This is a genomic window from Dietzia sp. 179-F 9C3 NHS (genome assembly GCF_045369825.1).
Taxonomy (GTDB): domain Bacteria; phylum Actinomycetota; class Actinomycetes; order Mycobacteriales; family Mycobacteriaceae; genus Dietzia.
Genome location: NZ_JBIQES010000009.1, coordinates 40,057 through 52,730, shown reverse-complemented (window position 1 = coordinate 52,730; position 12,674 = coordinate 40,057). Strand labels below are relative to the sequence as shown.

The following is a 12,674-nucleotide window of genomic DNA, read 5'->3' as shown; positions in this document are numbered from 1 at the left end:
GATGGCGACCGACGGCGACGGCGACAAGGGGGATCCCCGGGACGCCGATCCCCGGCACGCCGGTTCCCCGCGGGTGCTGTCCCCGCACCTGCGTGGGCTCGACGCGGACCCCGACCGGGGCGCCGAGATCGAGCAGCAGTCGCCGGGCGAGCGCGAGGAGGCCGTCCCGCGGAAGGAGTTCCTCCGCAGCGTCATCGGCACCGTCGCCGGGCTCGCGGCGGCACTCCTCGTCTACGCGGTCATGCCGGGGGACCTCGAGCACAACGCCCGCCTCACCGCGGCCGTCGCCGTGCTCCTGGGCGTCTGGTGGATGACCGAGTGCATCCCGATCCCCGCGACCGCCCTCGTGCCGCTCGTCGCCTTCCCGGTGTTCGGCGAGGACATCTCGGTCGACGACGTGGGCGCGCAGTACGGCAACAACATCATCTTCCTGTTCATGGGCGGGTTCCTCATCGCCATCGCGATGCAGCGCTGGAATCTCCACAGGCGTATAGCTCTGCTCACCGTCCGGGCGATGGGCACCAGGTCCACGCAGGTGGTGGCGGGGTTCATGATCGCCACCGGCTTCCTCAGCATGTGGGTGTCCAACACGGCGACCGCGGTGATGATGCTGCCCATCGGCGTCTCCGTGCTCATGTTGGCCTCCGAGCTCAGCGCCAAGGACGACACCGCCGCCGACCCCGACGCCGACGGTGACGGCGAGGGCGCCCTGCCGCAGGTCGACGCCGACGCCGACCCGCAGTCGGACGAGGTCAAGCAGGCCGTCATCCGCTCCAACTTCGGCACCGCGCTCATGCTCGGCATCGCCTACGCGGCGTCGGTCGGCTCCCTCGCGACGATCATCGGGACACCGCCCAACACGCTGCTCGCGGGCTACCTCAGCACGGAGCACGACGTGCAGTTGGGCTTCGGACAGTGGATGCTCGTCGGGCTCCCGCTGTCGCTGGTCATGCTCGTCATCACGTGGTTCCTGCTCACCAAGGTGCTGTTCAAGCCGGAGATCGAGCGGCTGCCGGGCGGGCGGGAGCTGTTCGACGACGAGTTGGCCAAACTCGGCCCGACCTCGTCCGGTGAGAAGCGCGTCCTTGCCGTCTTCGTGGCGGCCGCCGTCGCGTGGGTGTCGGTACCCCTGCTGTTCGAGGACCCGCCGATCTCCGACGCCGGCATCGCGCTCGCCGCGGGCCTGCTGCTGTTCCTGCTGCCCGCGGGGACCCGGCGCGGGGTCCGGCTGCTCACGTGGGACGCGGCGCTCGACCTGCCGTGGGGCGTGCTGCTGCTCTTCGGCGGCGGCCTCGCGTTGTCGTCGCAGTTCTCGGGGTCCGGCCTCACCGACTGGATCGGCGACCAGGCGGGAGCCATCGGCGGCCTGCCGATCGTCCTGCTCGTCGTGATCGCGGCCGCCGGCATCATCTTCCTCACCGAGCTGACCAGCAACACGGCCACGGCGGCGACGTTCCTGCCGGTGGCCGGCGGCGTGGCCCTCGGCCTCGGGGTGGACCCGATGCTGCTGGCCGTCCCGGTGGCGCTGGCCGCGACGTGCGCCTTCATGCTCCCGGTGGCCACGCCGCCCAATGCGATCGCCTACGGCTCGGGCTACGTCACGATCGGCCAGATGATCCGCGGCGGGCTGTGGCTCAACCTCATCGGGATCGTCCTCATCACGCTCGTCACGATGACGCTTCTCGTGTGGGTCTTCGGTCTCACCCTCTGAGGCGGCGGCTAGCGTCTGGGGTATGGCCGTCCCCCGCACCCCGTCCCGCCGCTCGGCCGTGGAGCCGTTCCACGTCATGACCGTCCTGGCCGCGGCCGCGCGCCGGCAGGAGACTCACGGCGACGTGATCATGCTCTGCGCCGGCCAGCCCTCGACGCCCGCGCCGGGCCCGGTCCTGGCGGCGGCGCACCACGCGTTGGACACGGAGATCCTCGGCTACACGGAGGCGCTGGGCATCCGGCCGCTGCGAGAGGCGATCGCCGGGTATCACCGGCGGCGGGACGGGATCGCGGTGACCGGTGACGACGTCGTCGTCACCACCGGGTCCTCCGGCGGCTTCACGGTCCTCTTCCTGGCGGCCTTCGACGCCGGCGACACGGTGGTCATGGCCCGCCCCGGCTATCCCGCCTACCGCAACACGCTCCAGGCGCTGGGGTGCCGCGTGCACGAGATCGACTGCGGCGCGGACACCCGCTACCAGCCCACCGTGGCGCAGCTCGAGGAGGTGACGGCGACGCTCGGGCACGCCCCGGCCGGGCTCATCGTGGCGAGTCCCGCCAACCCCACGGGCACGATCATCGACGGCGACGAGCTCGCGGCCCTGGCCCGCTGGTGCGAGGAGCACGGCACTCTGCTCGTCAGCGACGAGATCTACCACGGGGTCACCTACGGCCGGCAGTGCGTGAGCGCGTGGCAGACGAGCCGCGAGGCCGTGGTCATGGGCTCGGTGTCCAAGTACTTCTCCATGACCGGCTGGCGGATCGGCTGGATGCTGCTGCCGGAGTATCTGCGCGACCCCGTGGACCGGCTGTCCGGCAACCTCACCATCTGCCCACCGGCCGACGCGCAGTTCGCCGCCGTCGCCGCCTTCACCGACGAGTCGGCGGCCGAGCTCGACGCCCACGTGGAGCGCTACGCCCGCAACCGCGAGCTCATGGTGCGCCGGCTCGCCGAGATGGGCGTGGCCGACATCGCCCCGCCGGACGGCGCGTTCTACGTCTACGCCGACGTCGGACGCTGGACCGACGACTCCGTGGCCTGGTGCGCCGAGGTGCTCGACCGGACCGGGGTGGCGCTCACTCCCGGCGTCGACTTCGACACCGTGAACGGCCGACACACTGTTCGGCTGAGCTTCGCGGGGGATACCGCGCAGATCGCCGAGGCGCTCGACCGGCTGGAGACGGTGTTGGCGGACGGGGTGGCCGGCTGACGATGCGGCGCTCCGCGCCGGGTTGCGCACCCGTTCTGCCCCGCGCCAGGGCGGTTGCGCATCCCCCGCGTCCCGAAAAGGGTGCACACCCCGGCAGTCGCGGCGTCTAGTGCGGTGGCCGGGCAGCAGCGGGCCGACGGCGCGGCGGGATAGTCTCACCGGCATGAACTCCTCCGAGATCATCACCGCCGGTGTCCTGTTGTTCCGCCCGTGGCTGATCTTCACGCCGCCGCTGACGACCGAGCAGGTCTACCACCACGCCCGGGAGATCCTCGCCGGGTCGACCGGCGGCTCGATGATCTCCTGACCTGCGCCCGGGCGGACCGGGTGTCGGCCGTACGGGGGACAGACCGGGGCGGCGCGCGCGTCCTAGTGTGAGGCGGTGCACCCCGATCACGAGCCACAGCAGCCGCCCATGAAGGGTGCCGTGTCGCCCACCCGTGAGCTGATCGCCCTGGCGGTCCTCATGGTGATCGAGCTGGGGATCGCGGCCGCCCTCACCGGACTGCGGACGTCCGGTGGGCCGGTCGAGAACGTCGGCATGTACGTCGACGCCGGGATGTTCGCGCTCCTCGCCGTCCTCATGGTGGCGCTCGGAGCCCCGGGACGCCGATGGATCGCGGTTCTGCCCGCCGTGCTCGTCCCGGTCCAGGTCACGCAGGCGGCGGTGAGCAACGACACGGGCGAGGACCTCCTCTTCGGCTGGCTGATACCCACCTCGCTCACGTCCACCGCGGACCTTCTGCCGTACATCGCAGGGACGGCGCTCTTCATGGTCATCACGATGATGGCCTGGGCCTTTGCGTTCGGCCGGAAGGCAGCGGGCGTCGTCGTTGCCGGGGTGCTGGGGATGCTGTTCCTGGTGCTGCGCGGCTGGTACATGGTGGTTAACGTCTTCACCGTGATGGACTCCGGGGTCCAGGAGTTCCTCCTCGTCCACGCCTCGGCGCCCGTGATCTTCCTGGTGGCGATCCTCGCCTCCCTCGTGGCCGGGAACCGGCCTCTCGCGACACCGCGGGGCCGGCCGCCGGTGCCCCCGGCGCCCGCCTTCCACCCGGCGCCCGCCTTCCACACGATGCCTGCCACGTACCCGGCGCCCACACCGTCCCCGGTGGCGCAGCCGCCGTGGCCGGAGCCGACGGTCCGCGCGCCGTGGTCGCCGCGGTGACGGATGCGATACTGGGACGCGTGACCTCCAAGCCGCGCATCTTCAACGTCCTCGCCTCGCGCTACGCCAGCGCCGACCTGGCCACCCTGTGGTCCGCCGAACACAAGATCGTGCTCGAGCGGCAGTTGTGGATCGCGGTCCTGCGTGCGCAGCGTGACCTCGGCATCGTGGTGCCGGACGGCGTGATCGAGGCGTACGAGGCCGTGGTGGACCGCGTGGACCTGGAGTCGATCGCCGAGCGTGAGCGGGTGACGCGGCACGACGTCAAGGCGCGCATCGAGGAGTTCAACGACCTCGCCGGACACGAACACATCCATAAGGGGATGACGAGCCGCGACCTCACAGAGAATGTCGAGCAGCTGCAGATCGTGCAGTCGCTGCGCCTGGTCCGGGACCGGTCCGTGGCCGCCGCCCGCCGGCTCGCCGAGCACGCCGTGGCCCAGCGTGACCAGGTGATGGCCGGCCGCAGCCACAACGTGGCCGCGCAGGCCACGACGCTGGGCAAGCGTTTCGCCTCGGCGGCCGACGAGCTGCTCGTGGCGATCGAGCGCGTCGAATCGCTGCTCGAGCGCTACCCGCTGCGCGGCATCAAGGGCCCCATGGGCACGGCGCAGGACATGCTCGACCTGCTCGGTGGCGACGAGGCCACGCTCGCCGAGCTCGAGCGGCGCATCGCCGAGCACCTGGGCTTCACGCGCACCTTCGACTCGGTGGGCCAGGTGTACCCGCGCTCGCTGGACCACGAGGTGGTCTCCGCGCTCGTGCAGCTGGGCGCCGGGCCGTCGTCGCTCGCCCAAACCATCCGGCTCATGGCGGGCCACGAGCTCGTCACCGAGGGCTTCCAGCCCGGCCAGGTGGGTTCGTCGGCGATGCCACACAAGATGAACACCCGCTCCTGCGAGCGGGTGGGCGGCCTCCAGGTGGTGCTTCGCGGATACGGCTCGATGGCCGCCGAGCTCGCCGGCGCGCAGTGGAACGAGGGCGACGTCTTCTGTTCCGTGGTGCGTCGCGTGGCGCTGCCCGACGCGTTCTTCGCCCTGGACGGCATGTTCGAGACCTTCCTCACCGTGCTCGACGAGTTCGGCGCCTACCCGGCGGTGATCGACAAGGAACTACAGCGCTACCTGCCCTTCCTGGCGACGACGAAGGTGCTGATGGCCGCGGTCCGCGCGGGCGTCGGCCGCGAGGTGGCCCACGAGGCGATCAAGGAGAACGCGGTCGCGGTGGCTCTGGCCATGCGCGAGGAGGGCCGCGAACCCGACCTCATCGACCGGCTGGCCGCCGACGACCGGCTCCCGCTGGACCGGGGCGCCCTCGAGGACGCGTTGGCGGACCGCGCCGCGTTCGTCGGCGCCGCCGCGGACCAGGTCGACGCCGTCGTCACCCGCGTCTCCGAGCTCGTCGCCCGCCACCCGGACGCGGCCGCGTACACCCCCGGCGCGATCCTCTAGGAGCGCGCGTCCCGCGCGCACCTGCGGTATCGCCACTGCCGGCGTCTTCTCCACCATCGGGCACTGAGCCCGGCTCCCCCGGGGCCTGCGCTTCACCATGGTCGCCGGACCCGGGGGTTGTGCACCCGTCGTGTGCCCACGATGATGCACAACCCGCGGACCGGGGGGCCGTGCGGCCACTAGTGTCGGGGCCATGCGCGAGATCACGATCCCGGTCCCCGGCTCCTCCGGCCTCCAGGCGCGGCTGCGCGCCCCGGAGAACCCGCGAGCGCTGCTGCTGCTGGTCCACGGCTTCGGCGAGCACTCCGGCCGCTACGACCGGATGATCGACTTCCTCACCGACCGCGGCATCGCGGTGGTGAGCTACGACCTGCGCGGGCACGGCTCGGCGCCCGGGCCGCGCGCTCGCGTGCGGGTCGAGCGCCACGTCCGCGACAACCTCGCGGTGCGCGACGCGGTGCTCGAGTGGTGCCGCTCGCCGCAGGCCAACGGCTACGAGAGCCTGCCGCGCCTGCTCATGGGCCACTCGATGGGCGGGCTCATCGTGGCCGAGTCCGCGCTGCGCCGGCCGTGGGACCTGGCGGGCCTCGTCATGTCGTCGCCGGGCCTGGTCGTGGGCGAGAACACGCCCGGCCCGGTCAAGGCCCTGGCGGGCGTCCTCTCCCGCGTCCTGCCCTTCCTCCCGGTGTCCAAGCTCGACCCGAACGAGATCTCGCGGGTGCCCGAGTACGTCGCCGACTACGAGGCGGATCCGCTCGTCCACCACAAGCCCGTCCCCGCCGCCGCGGCGGGCACCCTCCTCCTGGACGGCGAGCGCATGCTCGAGCGCTGCCGCTCGCTGCGGACGCCGACGCTGGTCGTCAACGGCTCCGCCGATGCCATCACCTCGCCCGTCGGCGCCCGCCGCTTCGCCGAGGTGGCCGGTACGGACCACGAGCCGCGCGTCGAGGTGACCTACCGCGAGTTCGAGGGCGGCCGCCACGAACTGTTCAACGACCTCTGCGCCGACGAGGCGTACGCGGCGCTGGGGGAGTGGCTCGACGCCCGCCTGGGGTGAGACGCCTGGGGCGAGACGCCTGGGTGAGACGCCGGGGCGAGACGGCCCTCCGGGGCGCCCCGCGTCGGCGACTAGGCTGGCCCGCATGCGACCCCAGCTCTCCGACTACCGCCACCTCGCCGCCGGGAAGGTGCGCGAGCTGTACGAGATCGACCCCGAGACGCTGCTGCTCGTGGCCACCGACCGGATCTCGGCCTACGACCACGTGCTGGAGACCCCGATCCCGGACAAGGGCCGCATCCTCACGGCCATGAGCTGGTACTTCTTCGACGCCCTCGAGGTGCCCAACCACCTCGCCGGGCCGGTCGACGACGAGCGCATCCCCGCCGAGGTACTGGGCCGCGCGATGGTGGTGCGGCGGCTCGACATGGTGCCGGTCGAGTGCGTGGCCCGCGGCTATCTCACCGGCAGCGGCAAGGCCGAGTACGACGCCTCCGGCACGGTGTGCGGCATCCCGCTGCCGGACGGGCTGGTGGAGGCGAGCCGCCTCGGCGAGCCGATCTTCACACCCGCCACCAAGGCCGCGGTGGGCGACCACGACGAGAACATCTCCTTCGAGCGCCTCACCGAGATCGTGGGCGCCGGCCCGGCCGAGAGGCTGCGCGCGGCCACGCTCGACGTGTACTCGCGCGCCGCGGCGATGGCCGCGGACCGGGGGGTGCTGCTGGCGGACACCAAGTTCGAGTTCGGCCTGGTGGGCGCAGGGGAGGGGAGTGACGGCGAGCTGGTCCTCGCCGACGAGGTGCTGACGCCGGACTCCTCCCGGTACTGGCCGGCGGACGGCTACGCGCCGGGCCGCGTCCAGCCGAGCTTCGACAAGCAGTACGTGCGTGACTGGCTCACCGGACCGGGCTCGGGCTGGAACAAGGCGTCGGATACGCCCCCGCCGCCGTTGCCGGAGGAGGTGGTCGAGGCCACCCGGGCCCGGTACGTGGAGGCCTATGAGCGGATTTCCGGCCTGTCCTTCGCCGACTGGCCCGGGGGTGACGCCGCGTGAGCCCGGAGCAGCCGACCCCGACCCCGCCCGCCCGGCCGACCCCGCCGGTGGCCGAGCGCCGCCCGCATCACCGCGAGCACCACGGCCGCGTCTTTGTGGACGACTACGAGTGGCTGCGCGACAAGGACGCCCCCGACACGCGCGCCTACCTCGAGGCGGAGAACGCCTACACCGACGCCATGACGGCCGACCAGAAGGACCTCGCGGACGCGGTCTACGAGGAGATCCGCTCGCGGGTCAAGGAGACCGACATGTCGGTGCCGGTCCGCGCCGGCGACTGGTGGTACTTCTCGCGCACCGAGGAGGGCCGCTCGTATGCGCGGCACTGCCGGGTGCCGGTGCCGCCGGAGTACGCGGCCGACCCCGCCGACCCGGCCGGCTGGACGCCGCCCGAGGTCTCGCCGGGCGTGGAACTTCCCGGCGAGCAGCTCCTGCTCGACGGCAACGCCGAGGCCGAGGGCCACGACTACTTCGCGCTCGGCGCCTTCTCGGTGAGCCACGACGGTCGGATGCTGGCCTGGGCCACGGACGTCGAGGGCGACGAGAGGTATACGCTGCGCTTCCGCTCGCTGGACCCCGAGGTCACGGCGCCGGACGAGGAGATCCCCGGAATCGCCGCGGGGGTCACGTGGGCGCGCGACGGCGAGCACCTGTTCTACGTCACGGTCGACGACGCCTGGCGCCCCGACACCGTGTGGCGGCACCGCCTGGGCACCTCCCGCGACGCCGACGTGCGGGTGTTCCACGAGCCAGACGAGTCGTATTGGATCGGGGTCGGCGAAACGCGCAGCGAGCGCTACCTGCAGATCGCGCTGGGCTCCAAGATCACCACCGAGGTGTGGTGCCTGGACTCGGCCGAGCCGACGGGCGAGTTCTGGTGCGTCCGACCCCGCGAGGAGGGGGTGGAGTACGACGTCGAGCACGCCGTGGTGGGCGGCGAGGACCGCTTCGTCGTCACCCACAACAAACTCGCCCCCAACTTCCTCGTGGCCGAGGGGCCGGCCGCCCCCATCGCGGACCTCGACGCGCTGCGCACGCTCGTGCCGCACCGCGAGGACGTGCGGATCGAGGGCGTGGACGCCTTTGCGCGCGTGCTCGCTCTGGGCTACCGCGAGTCGGCGCTGCCCCGGTTCTCACTCATGCCACTGGACCCGGAGTCACGGTCCGGCACCGACGCCTACAGCGACTTCACGCCCGTAGAGTTCGACGAGGTGCTCTTCACCTCCGGCCCCGGTGCCAACCCGGAGTGGGACCAGCCGGTCCTGCGCTTCGGCTACGGCTCCTTCGTCACCCCCGGCCGCGTGTACCAGCTCGACCTGGCCACCGGGGAGCGCACGCTGTTGCGCGAGCAGGAGGTGCTCGGCGGCTACGACCCGGCCGGGTACGTGCAGCGCCGCGACTGGGCCACAGCCACCGACGGGGCCCGGATCCCGGTCTCCCTGGTGATGTCGGCGGAGACGGCGCGGAGGGTCGACGACGGCGAGGCCGTGCCCACCCTGCTGTACGGCTACGGCTCGTATGAGTCGAGCATCGACCCCGGCTTCTCCGTGGCCCGGCTCTCGCTGCTCGACCGCGGCATGGCCTACGCGGTCGCGCACGTGCGCGGCGGCGGCGAGATGGGCCGGCTCTGGTACGAGCAGGGCAAGATGCTGGCCAAGCGCAACACCTTCACCGACTTCGTGGCCTGCGCCGACCACCTGGTGATGACGGGCCTGACCGCCCCGGACCGGCTCGTCGCCGAGGGCGGCAGCGCCGGCGGCCTGCTCATGGGCGCGGTGGCCAACCTCGCGCCCGAGATGTTCGCCGGCATCCAGGCCGTGGTGCCGTTCGTGGACCCGCTCACCTCGATCCTCATGCCGGAGCTGCCGCTCACGGTGATCGAGTGGGACGAGTGGGGCGACCCGCTGCACGATCCGGAGGTCTACGACTACATGGCCTCGTACGCGCCGTACGAGAACGTGGAGGCCAGGGAGTACCCGGCGATCCTCGCCGTGACCTCGCTCAACGACACGCGCGTGCTGTACGTCGAGCCGGCCAAGTGGGTGGCCAGGCTGCGGGCGATCTCGACCTCGGCCAACTCCGCCGAGAGGCCGGTGCTGCTGCGCTGCGAGATGAGCGCCGGGCACGGCGGCGTCTCGGGGCGCTACGAGCGCTGGCGGCAGACCGCGTTCGAGTACGCGTGGACACTGCGCACCGCCGGGGCGGGCTGAGTCGGCAGTCCGCGCCGGGTGAGTGAGCGAGAAGAGGACGGCCGAGCGCATGCCCAAGATCCAGGCCCCCACGGTGGCCGAGCACCGGGCGGCGCAGCGGGCGGCCCTGCTCGAGGCAGCCCGGGAGATCCTGGGACCGCTACTGCTGATGCGAATCGCCGCCGCACTTCTCACTAGCCTCATCGTCGGCCTCGTCGCCTACGCGCTGATCGCGCTTGTCAGCCCCAACCAGGAACCCTCAGAGACAATTAGAGTCGCGCTATGCGCGGGTGTCGTGATCGCCGACTTCGTGGTGGGAGCTGGGGGCCGAGTCCGAACCGGCTCGTGGTCCGGTGGACTATTCGGAGCCCCAGAGAATCAGCGTGAGAGTGACAGCGAGTAAGCATCGGTTCGACCTACCGCTTTGAGGCGCGGGCGGCCCGAAAGTAACCCGGACTGCCCGCGCCTCGATGTATCACCTTCCCGGAGTCGAACCTCCGCCAGTTGTCGAGTTCTCACAATGAGTTGCAGCCTTGTGTACTGCGGGTCGCGCATGACCGAGGACGGGATGGGGGAGCGGAAGGCGCGCGCGATGGTGCGCGAGCTGCTCGGGCCCTACCTGTCCTGAGCGTCAGGCCGCGTCCCGGCCCCGGTCCGCAGGTGGTCTACCTCGTCTTCGTCATCCATGGTCCGGGCCATCGCCGCGGCCGGGATGACACCGCCCACGAAGACGCCGAGGATCCCGAGACCACCCATCGCGTAGGCGAGCCGGTGGCCGTCGCCCACCTCGAAAGAGGCGCCGAAGACCAGGGCGAGGGCGATGACGGCGAGGAGGCCGGTGAGCACCGAGAGCGCGGTCGAGCGGGCGCGCAGCAGGGTCTCGGCCTCGAACTCGTCGAGGTAGCGCAGCGGCGCGGTGTCCCTGGCGTCGATCGTGACGCGCAGCATCGTCCACGCCGTCATGATCGCGACGGTCATGGGCAGCCACGCCAGCACGATCGGGAACCAGAAGAACCCGATCACGGCGATCGCGGCCATGACCGCGATGCACGCCCAGTTGAGGCGGACGAGCAGACCCCGGCGGGCCGGGGTGCGCCACGAGCGGAGCATGCCCCCGGTGCGCGCGAGGTTCTTCTCGTAGCGGCGCTCGGCGCCGGTGAGGGTGCGGGCGGGGTCGGTCTGACGGGTCTGGCCGGTGGTCATCGGGCGTCCTCTCTCGTACGGCGGTACATCTCGGCGGACATGGGCCGGAACTCCTCGCGGGAGAACACGGCCTCCACGGGCAGGTCGAACACCTCGCAGATGCGGAAGGCCAGGTCGAGGCTGGGGTAGTGGTCGCCCCGCTCGAGCGCCCCCACGGTCTGGGGGTTGACCTCGATCCGCTCCGCGAGCGCGGCCCGGCTGAGCCGGTGCTCGGCCCGCAGGACCGCGATCCGGTTGTGGATGGGGCGTTTCTCCCCTCGTCTGACTGGGCTCATGCAACTGAGTGTTGTAAAAACCCAACAGTTTGTCAACAGTGGATGCGCGTGGCCGGTCGCGGTCGTGCGCGGGCGGAGTAGGCTCCCGGCCATGACCAACGTCCACGACATCGGATTCACCACCATCGACGGCGCGCAGGCCAGCCTCGCCGACTATGCCGGGCACGCCGTGCTCGTGGTCAACGTGGCCAGCGAGTGCGGACTCACCCCGCAGTACGAGGGCCTACAGGAGCTGGCCGAGGACTACCGCGACCGCGGACTGTTCGTCCTGGGCTTCCCGTGCAACCAGTTCATGGGCCAGGAGCCCGGCGACGAGGCCGCGATCAAGGAGTTCACGAGTTCCAAGTACGGGGTCACCTTCCCGCTCTCGGCCAAGATCGACGTCAACGGGCCCGACCGGCACCCCCTCTACGCCGCGCTCACCCGGGTCCCGGACGCCGACGGCGAGGCCGGCGACATCCAGTGGAACTTCGAGAAGTTCCTCGTCTCGCCCTCCGGCGAGGTCGTGGCGCGGTTCCGGCCCAAGGTCGAGCCCGGGGCCCCCGAGGTGATCGAGGCGCTCGAGGACGTCTTGCCGCTCTGACCCCGCGCAGGGGTGGTGTCACGCGACGTTCACCTCGTCGTCGCGATCCCCTCATCACCGACTGTCACGATCCGGGGCATGACCGCACGCCTCATCGTCTCCGTCTCGGGCATCCGCGACACCACCCTCGACGCCGCCGTGGACCTCGTCGGCGAGCTCGAGCGCCGCGACGTGCCCGTCTCCCTGCTCGTCGCGCCGCGTCGGGGCCACGAGTACCGGCTCACCGACGACGAGGACACGCAGGACTGGCTGCGCCACCGCCGGCGGATGGGCGACGCGATCGTCCTGGGCGGCTACGACGAGGCCGCCACCCGCCGCCGGCGGCCCGAGTTCGCCTCGATCGGACCCGCCGAGGCCGCCGTGCGCCTCGCCGCCGCAGACCGGCTCATGGCCGACATGGGCCTGCGGACCCGCCTGTTCGCCGCACCGCGCTGGAACGCCTCGCCCGGCTGCCTCGCCGCGCTGCCCGAGGCGGGCTTCCGCATGTGCGCCGACGTCACCGGCATCCACGACGTCGTCCGCGGGCACCTCGACCGTGGGCGCGTGCTGTCCATGGGCGAGGGGTTCGTCGCCGATGCCTGGTGGTGCCGCCAGCTCGTCGCCGCGGCCGGCCGCACCGCCGAGGCCGGCGGGCTCGTCCGCCTCAACGTCTCCGCCCGGCACCTGTCCCGCCGCGCACCGCGGGCCGCCCTGCTCGACGCGGTGGACCTCGTGGCCGACCGGCACGGCGCCCGGGCCGGCCGCTACGAGTGGCTGCCGGTCGCCCTCGTCCGCGCGGCCTGAGGTCCGGTCCGCGCCGGCCCGGGCGGACCGCACGAGCGGGCGTGGGG

General features: G+C 72.0%; 13 protein-coding genes. 11 read left to right on the top strand and 2 right to left on the bottom strand.

Features of this window, described 5'->3' with window-relative positions:
• The first annotated feature begins 1 nt into the window (after position 1).
• The 9 genes from ACH0BZ_RS12135 to ACH0BZ_RS12095 all read left to right on the top strand — a co-directional run bounded on the left by ACH0BZ_RS12135 (position 2) and on the right by ACH0BZ_RS12095 (position 10,186).
• A complete protein-coding gene (locus tag ACH0BZ_RS12135; RefSeq protein ID WP_406898678.1) occupies positions 2-1,711 on the top strand; it encodes an SLC13 family permease in 1,710 nt (569 codons plus the stop codon).
• A gap of 22 nt (positions 1,712-1,733) precedes the next feature.
• On the top strand, positions 1,734-2,921 hold the full coding sequence (locus ACH0BZ_RS12130) for a pyridoxal phosphate-dependent aminotransferase (RefSeq protein WP_406898676.1): 1,188 nt from the start codon (positions 1,734-1,736) through the stop codon (positions 2,919-2,921).
• A gap of 163 nt (positions 2,922-3,084) precedes the next feature.
• Entirely contained in the window at positions 3,085-3,228 is a 144-nt protein-coding gene (locus tag ACH0BZ_RS12125) for a hypothetical protein (protein ID WP_406898674.1), read from the top strand.
• A gap of 75 nt (positions 3,229-3,303) precedes the next feature.
• Positions 3,304-4,089, top strand: coding sequence for a hypothetical protein (locus ACH0BZ_RS12120; protein WP_406898672.1), 786 nt, complete (start codon positions 3,304-3,306; stop codon positions 4,087-4,089).
• Between the two features lie 20 nt (positions 4,090-4,109).
• Positions 4,110-5,540 carry an adenylosuccinate lyase gene (purB, locus tag ACH0BZ_RS12115; RefSeq protein ID WP_406898670.1) on the top strand — a complete coding sequence of 477 codons (1,431 nt, stop codon included), beginning with the start codon at positions 4,110-4,112 and terminating at the stop codon, positions 5,538-5,540.
• A gap of 193 nt (positions 5,541-5,733) precedes the next feature.
• The gene (locus ACH0BZ_RS12110; protein WP_406898668.1) at positions 5,734-6,597 is read left to right on the top strand and encodes an alpha/beta hydrolase; all 864 of its coding nucleotides are present in this window, start codon (positions 5,734-5,736) and stop codon (positions 6,595-6,597) included.
• Between the two features lie 85 nt (positions 6,598-6,682).
• On the top strand, positions 6,683-7,594 hold the full coding sequence (locus tag ACH0BZ_RS12105) for a phosphoribosylaminoimidazolesuccinocarboxamide synthase (protein ID WP_406898666.1): 912 nt from the start codon (positions 6,683-6,685) through the stop codon (positions 7,592-7,594).
• Positions 7,591-9,804: a S9 family peptidase gene (locus tag ACH0BZ_RS12100; protein WP_406898664.1), complete on the top strand. Its 2,214-nt coding sequence runs from the start codon at positions 7,591-7,593 to the stop codon at positions 9,802-9,804. Before ACH0BZ_RS12105 ends, ACH0BZ_RS12100 begins: the two co-directional genes overlap by 4 nt.
• Positions 9,805-9,853: 49 nt before the next feature.
• Positions 9,854-10,186, top strand: a complete 333-nt coding sequence (locus ACH0BZ_RS12095; RefSeq protein WP_406898662.1) for a hypothetical protein — start codon at positions 9,854-9,856, stop codon at positions 10,184-10,186.
• A gap of 212 nt (positions 10,187-10,398) precedes the next feature.
• On the opposite strand, the gene ACH0BZ_RS12090 is transcribed toward ACH0BZ_RS12095, so the two are convergent.
• Positions 10,399-10,986: a hypothetical protein gene (locus ACH0BZ_RS12090; RefSeq protein WP_406898660.1), complete on the bottom strand. Its 588-nt coding sequence runs from the start codon at positions 10,984-10,986 to the stop codon at positions 10,399-10,401.
• On the bottom strand, positions 10,983-11,261 hold the full coding sequence (locus ACH0BZ_RS12085; protein ID WP_406898658.1) for a helix-turn-helix transcriptional regulator: 279 nt from the start codon (positions 11,259-11,261) through the stop codon (positions 10,983-10,985). The genes ACH0BZ_RS12090 and ACH0BZ_RS12085 overlap by 4 nt, the downstream gene beginning before the upstream one ends.
• A gap of 91 nt (positions 11,262-11,352) precedes the next feature.
• Here ACH0BZ_RS12085 and ACH0BZ_RS12080 point away from each other — a divergent pair, with 91 nt between their 5' ends.
• Together ACH0BZ_RS12080 and ACH0BZ_RS12075 are read left to right on the top strand one after the other, a co-directional pair.
• On the top strand, positions 11,353-11,844 hold the full coding sequence (locus ACH0BZ_RS12080) for a glutathione peroxidase (RefSeq protein WP_406898656.1): 492 nt from the start codon (positions 11,353-11,355) through the stop codon (positions 11,842-11,844).
• 78 nt (positions 11,845-11,922) lie between these two features.
• Complete coding sequence (locus ACH0BZ_RS12075) at positions 11,923-12,627, top strand: DUF2334 domain-containing protein (protein WP_406898654.1); 705 nt, start codon at positions 11,923-11,925, stop codon at positions 12,625-12,627.
• Positions 12,628-12,674: the final 47 nt, after the last annotated feature.

What these genes read in the sequence shown, in the direction of transcription:
- ACH0BZ_RS12105 (WP_406898666.1), top strand. Translation starts at nt 6,683, where the DNA reads ATGCGACCCCAGCTCTCCGACTACCGCCACCTCGCCGCCGGGAAGGTG.
- ACH0BZ_RS12125 (WP_406898674.1), top strand. Translation starts at nt 3,085, where the DNA reads ATGAACTCCTCCGAGATCATCACCGCCGGTGTCCTGTTGTTCCGCCCG.
- ACH0BZ_RS12080 (WP_406898656.1), top strand. Translation starts at nt 11,353, where the DNA reads ATGACCAACGTCCACGACATCGGATTCACCACCATCGACGGCGCGCAG.
- ACH0BZ_RS12130 (WP_406898676.1), top strand. Translation starts at nt 1,734, where the DNA reads ATGGCCGTCCCCCGCACCCCGTCCCGCCGCTCGGCCGTGGAGCCGTTC.
- ACH0BZ_RS12090 (WP_406898660.1), bottom strand. Translation starts at nt 10,986, where the DNA reads ATGACCACCGGCCAGACCCGTCAGACCGACCCCGCCCGCACCCTCACC.
- ACH0BZ_RS12075 (WP_406898654.1), top strand. Translation starts at nt 11,923, where the DNA reads ATGACCGCACGCCTCATCGTCTCCGTCTCGGGCATCCGCGACACCACC.
- ACH0BZ_RS12110 (WP_406898668.1), top strand. Translation starts at nt 5,734, where the DNA reads ATGCGCGAGATCACGATCCCGGTCCCCGGCTCCTCCGGCCTCCAGGCG.
- ACH0BZ_RS12095 (WP_406898662.1), top strand. Translation starts at nt 9,854, where the DNA reads ATGCCCAAGATCCAGGCCCCCACGGTGGCCGAGCACCGGGCGGCGCAG.
- ACH0BZ_RS12085 (WP_406898658.1), bottom strand. Translation starts at nt 11,261, where the DNA reads ATGAGCCCAGTCAGACGAGGGGAGAAACGCCCCATCCACAACCGGATC.
- ACH0BZ_RS12135 (WP_406898678.1), top strand. Translation starts at nt 2, where the DNA reads ATGGCGACCGACGGCGACGGCGACAAGGGGGATCCCCGGGACGCCGAT.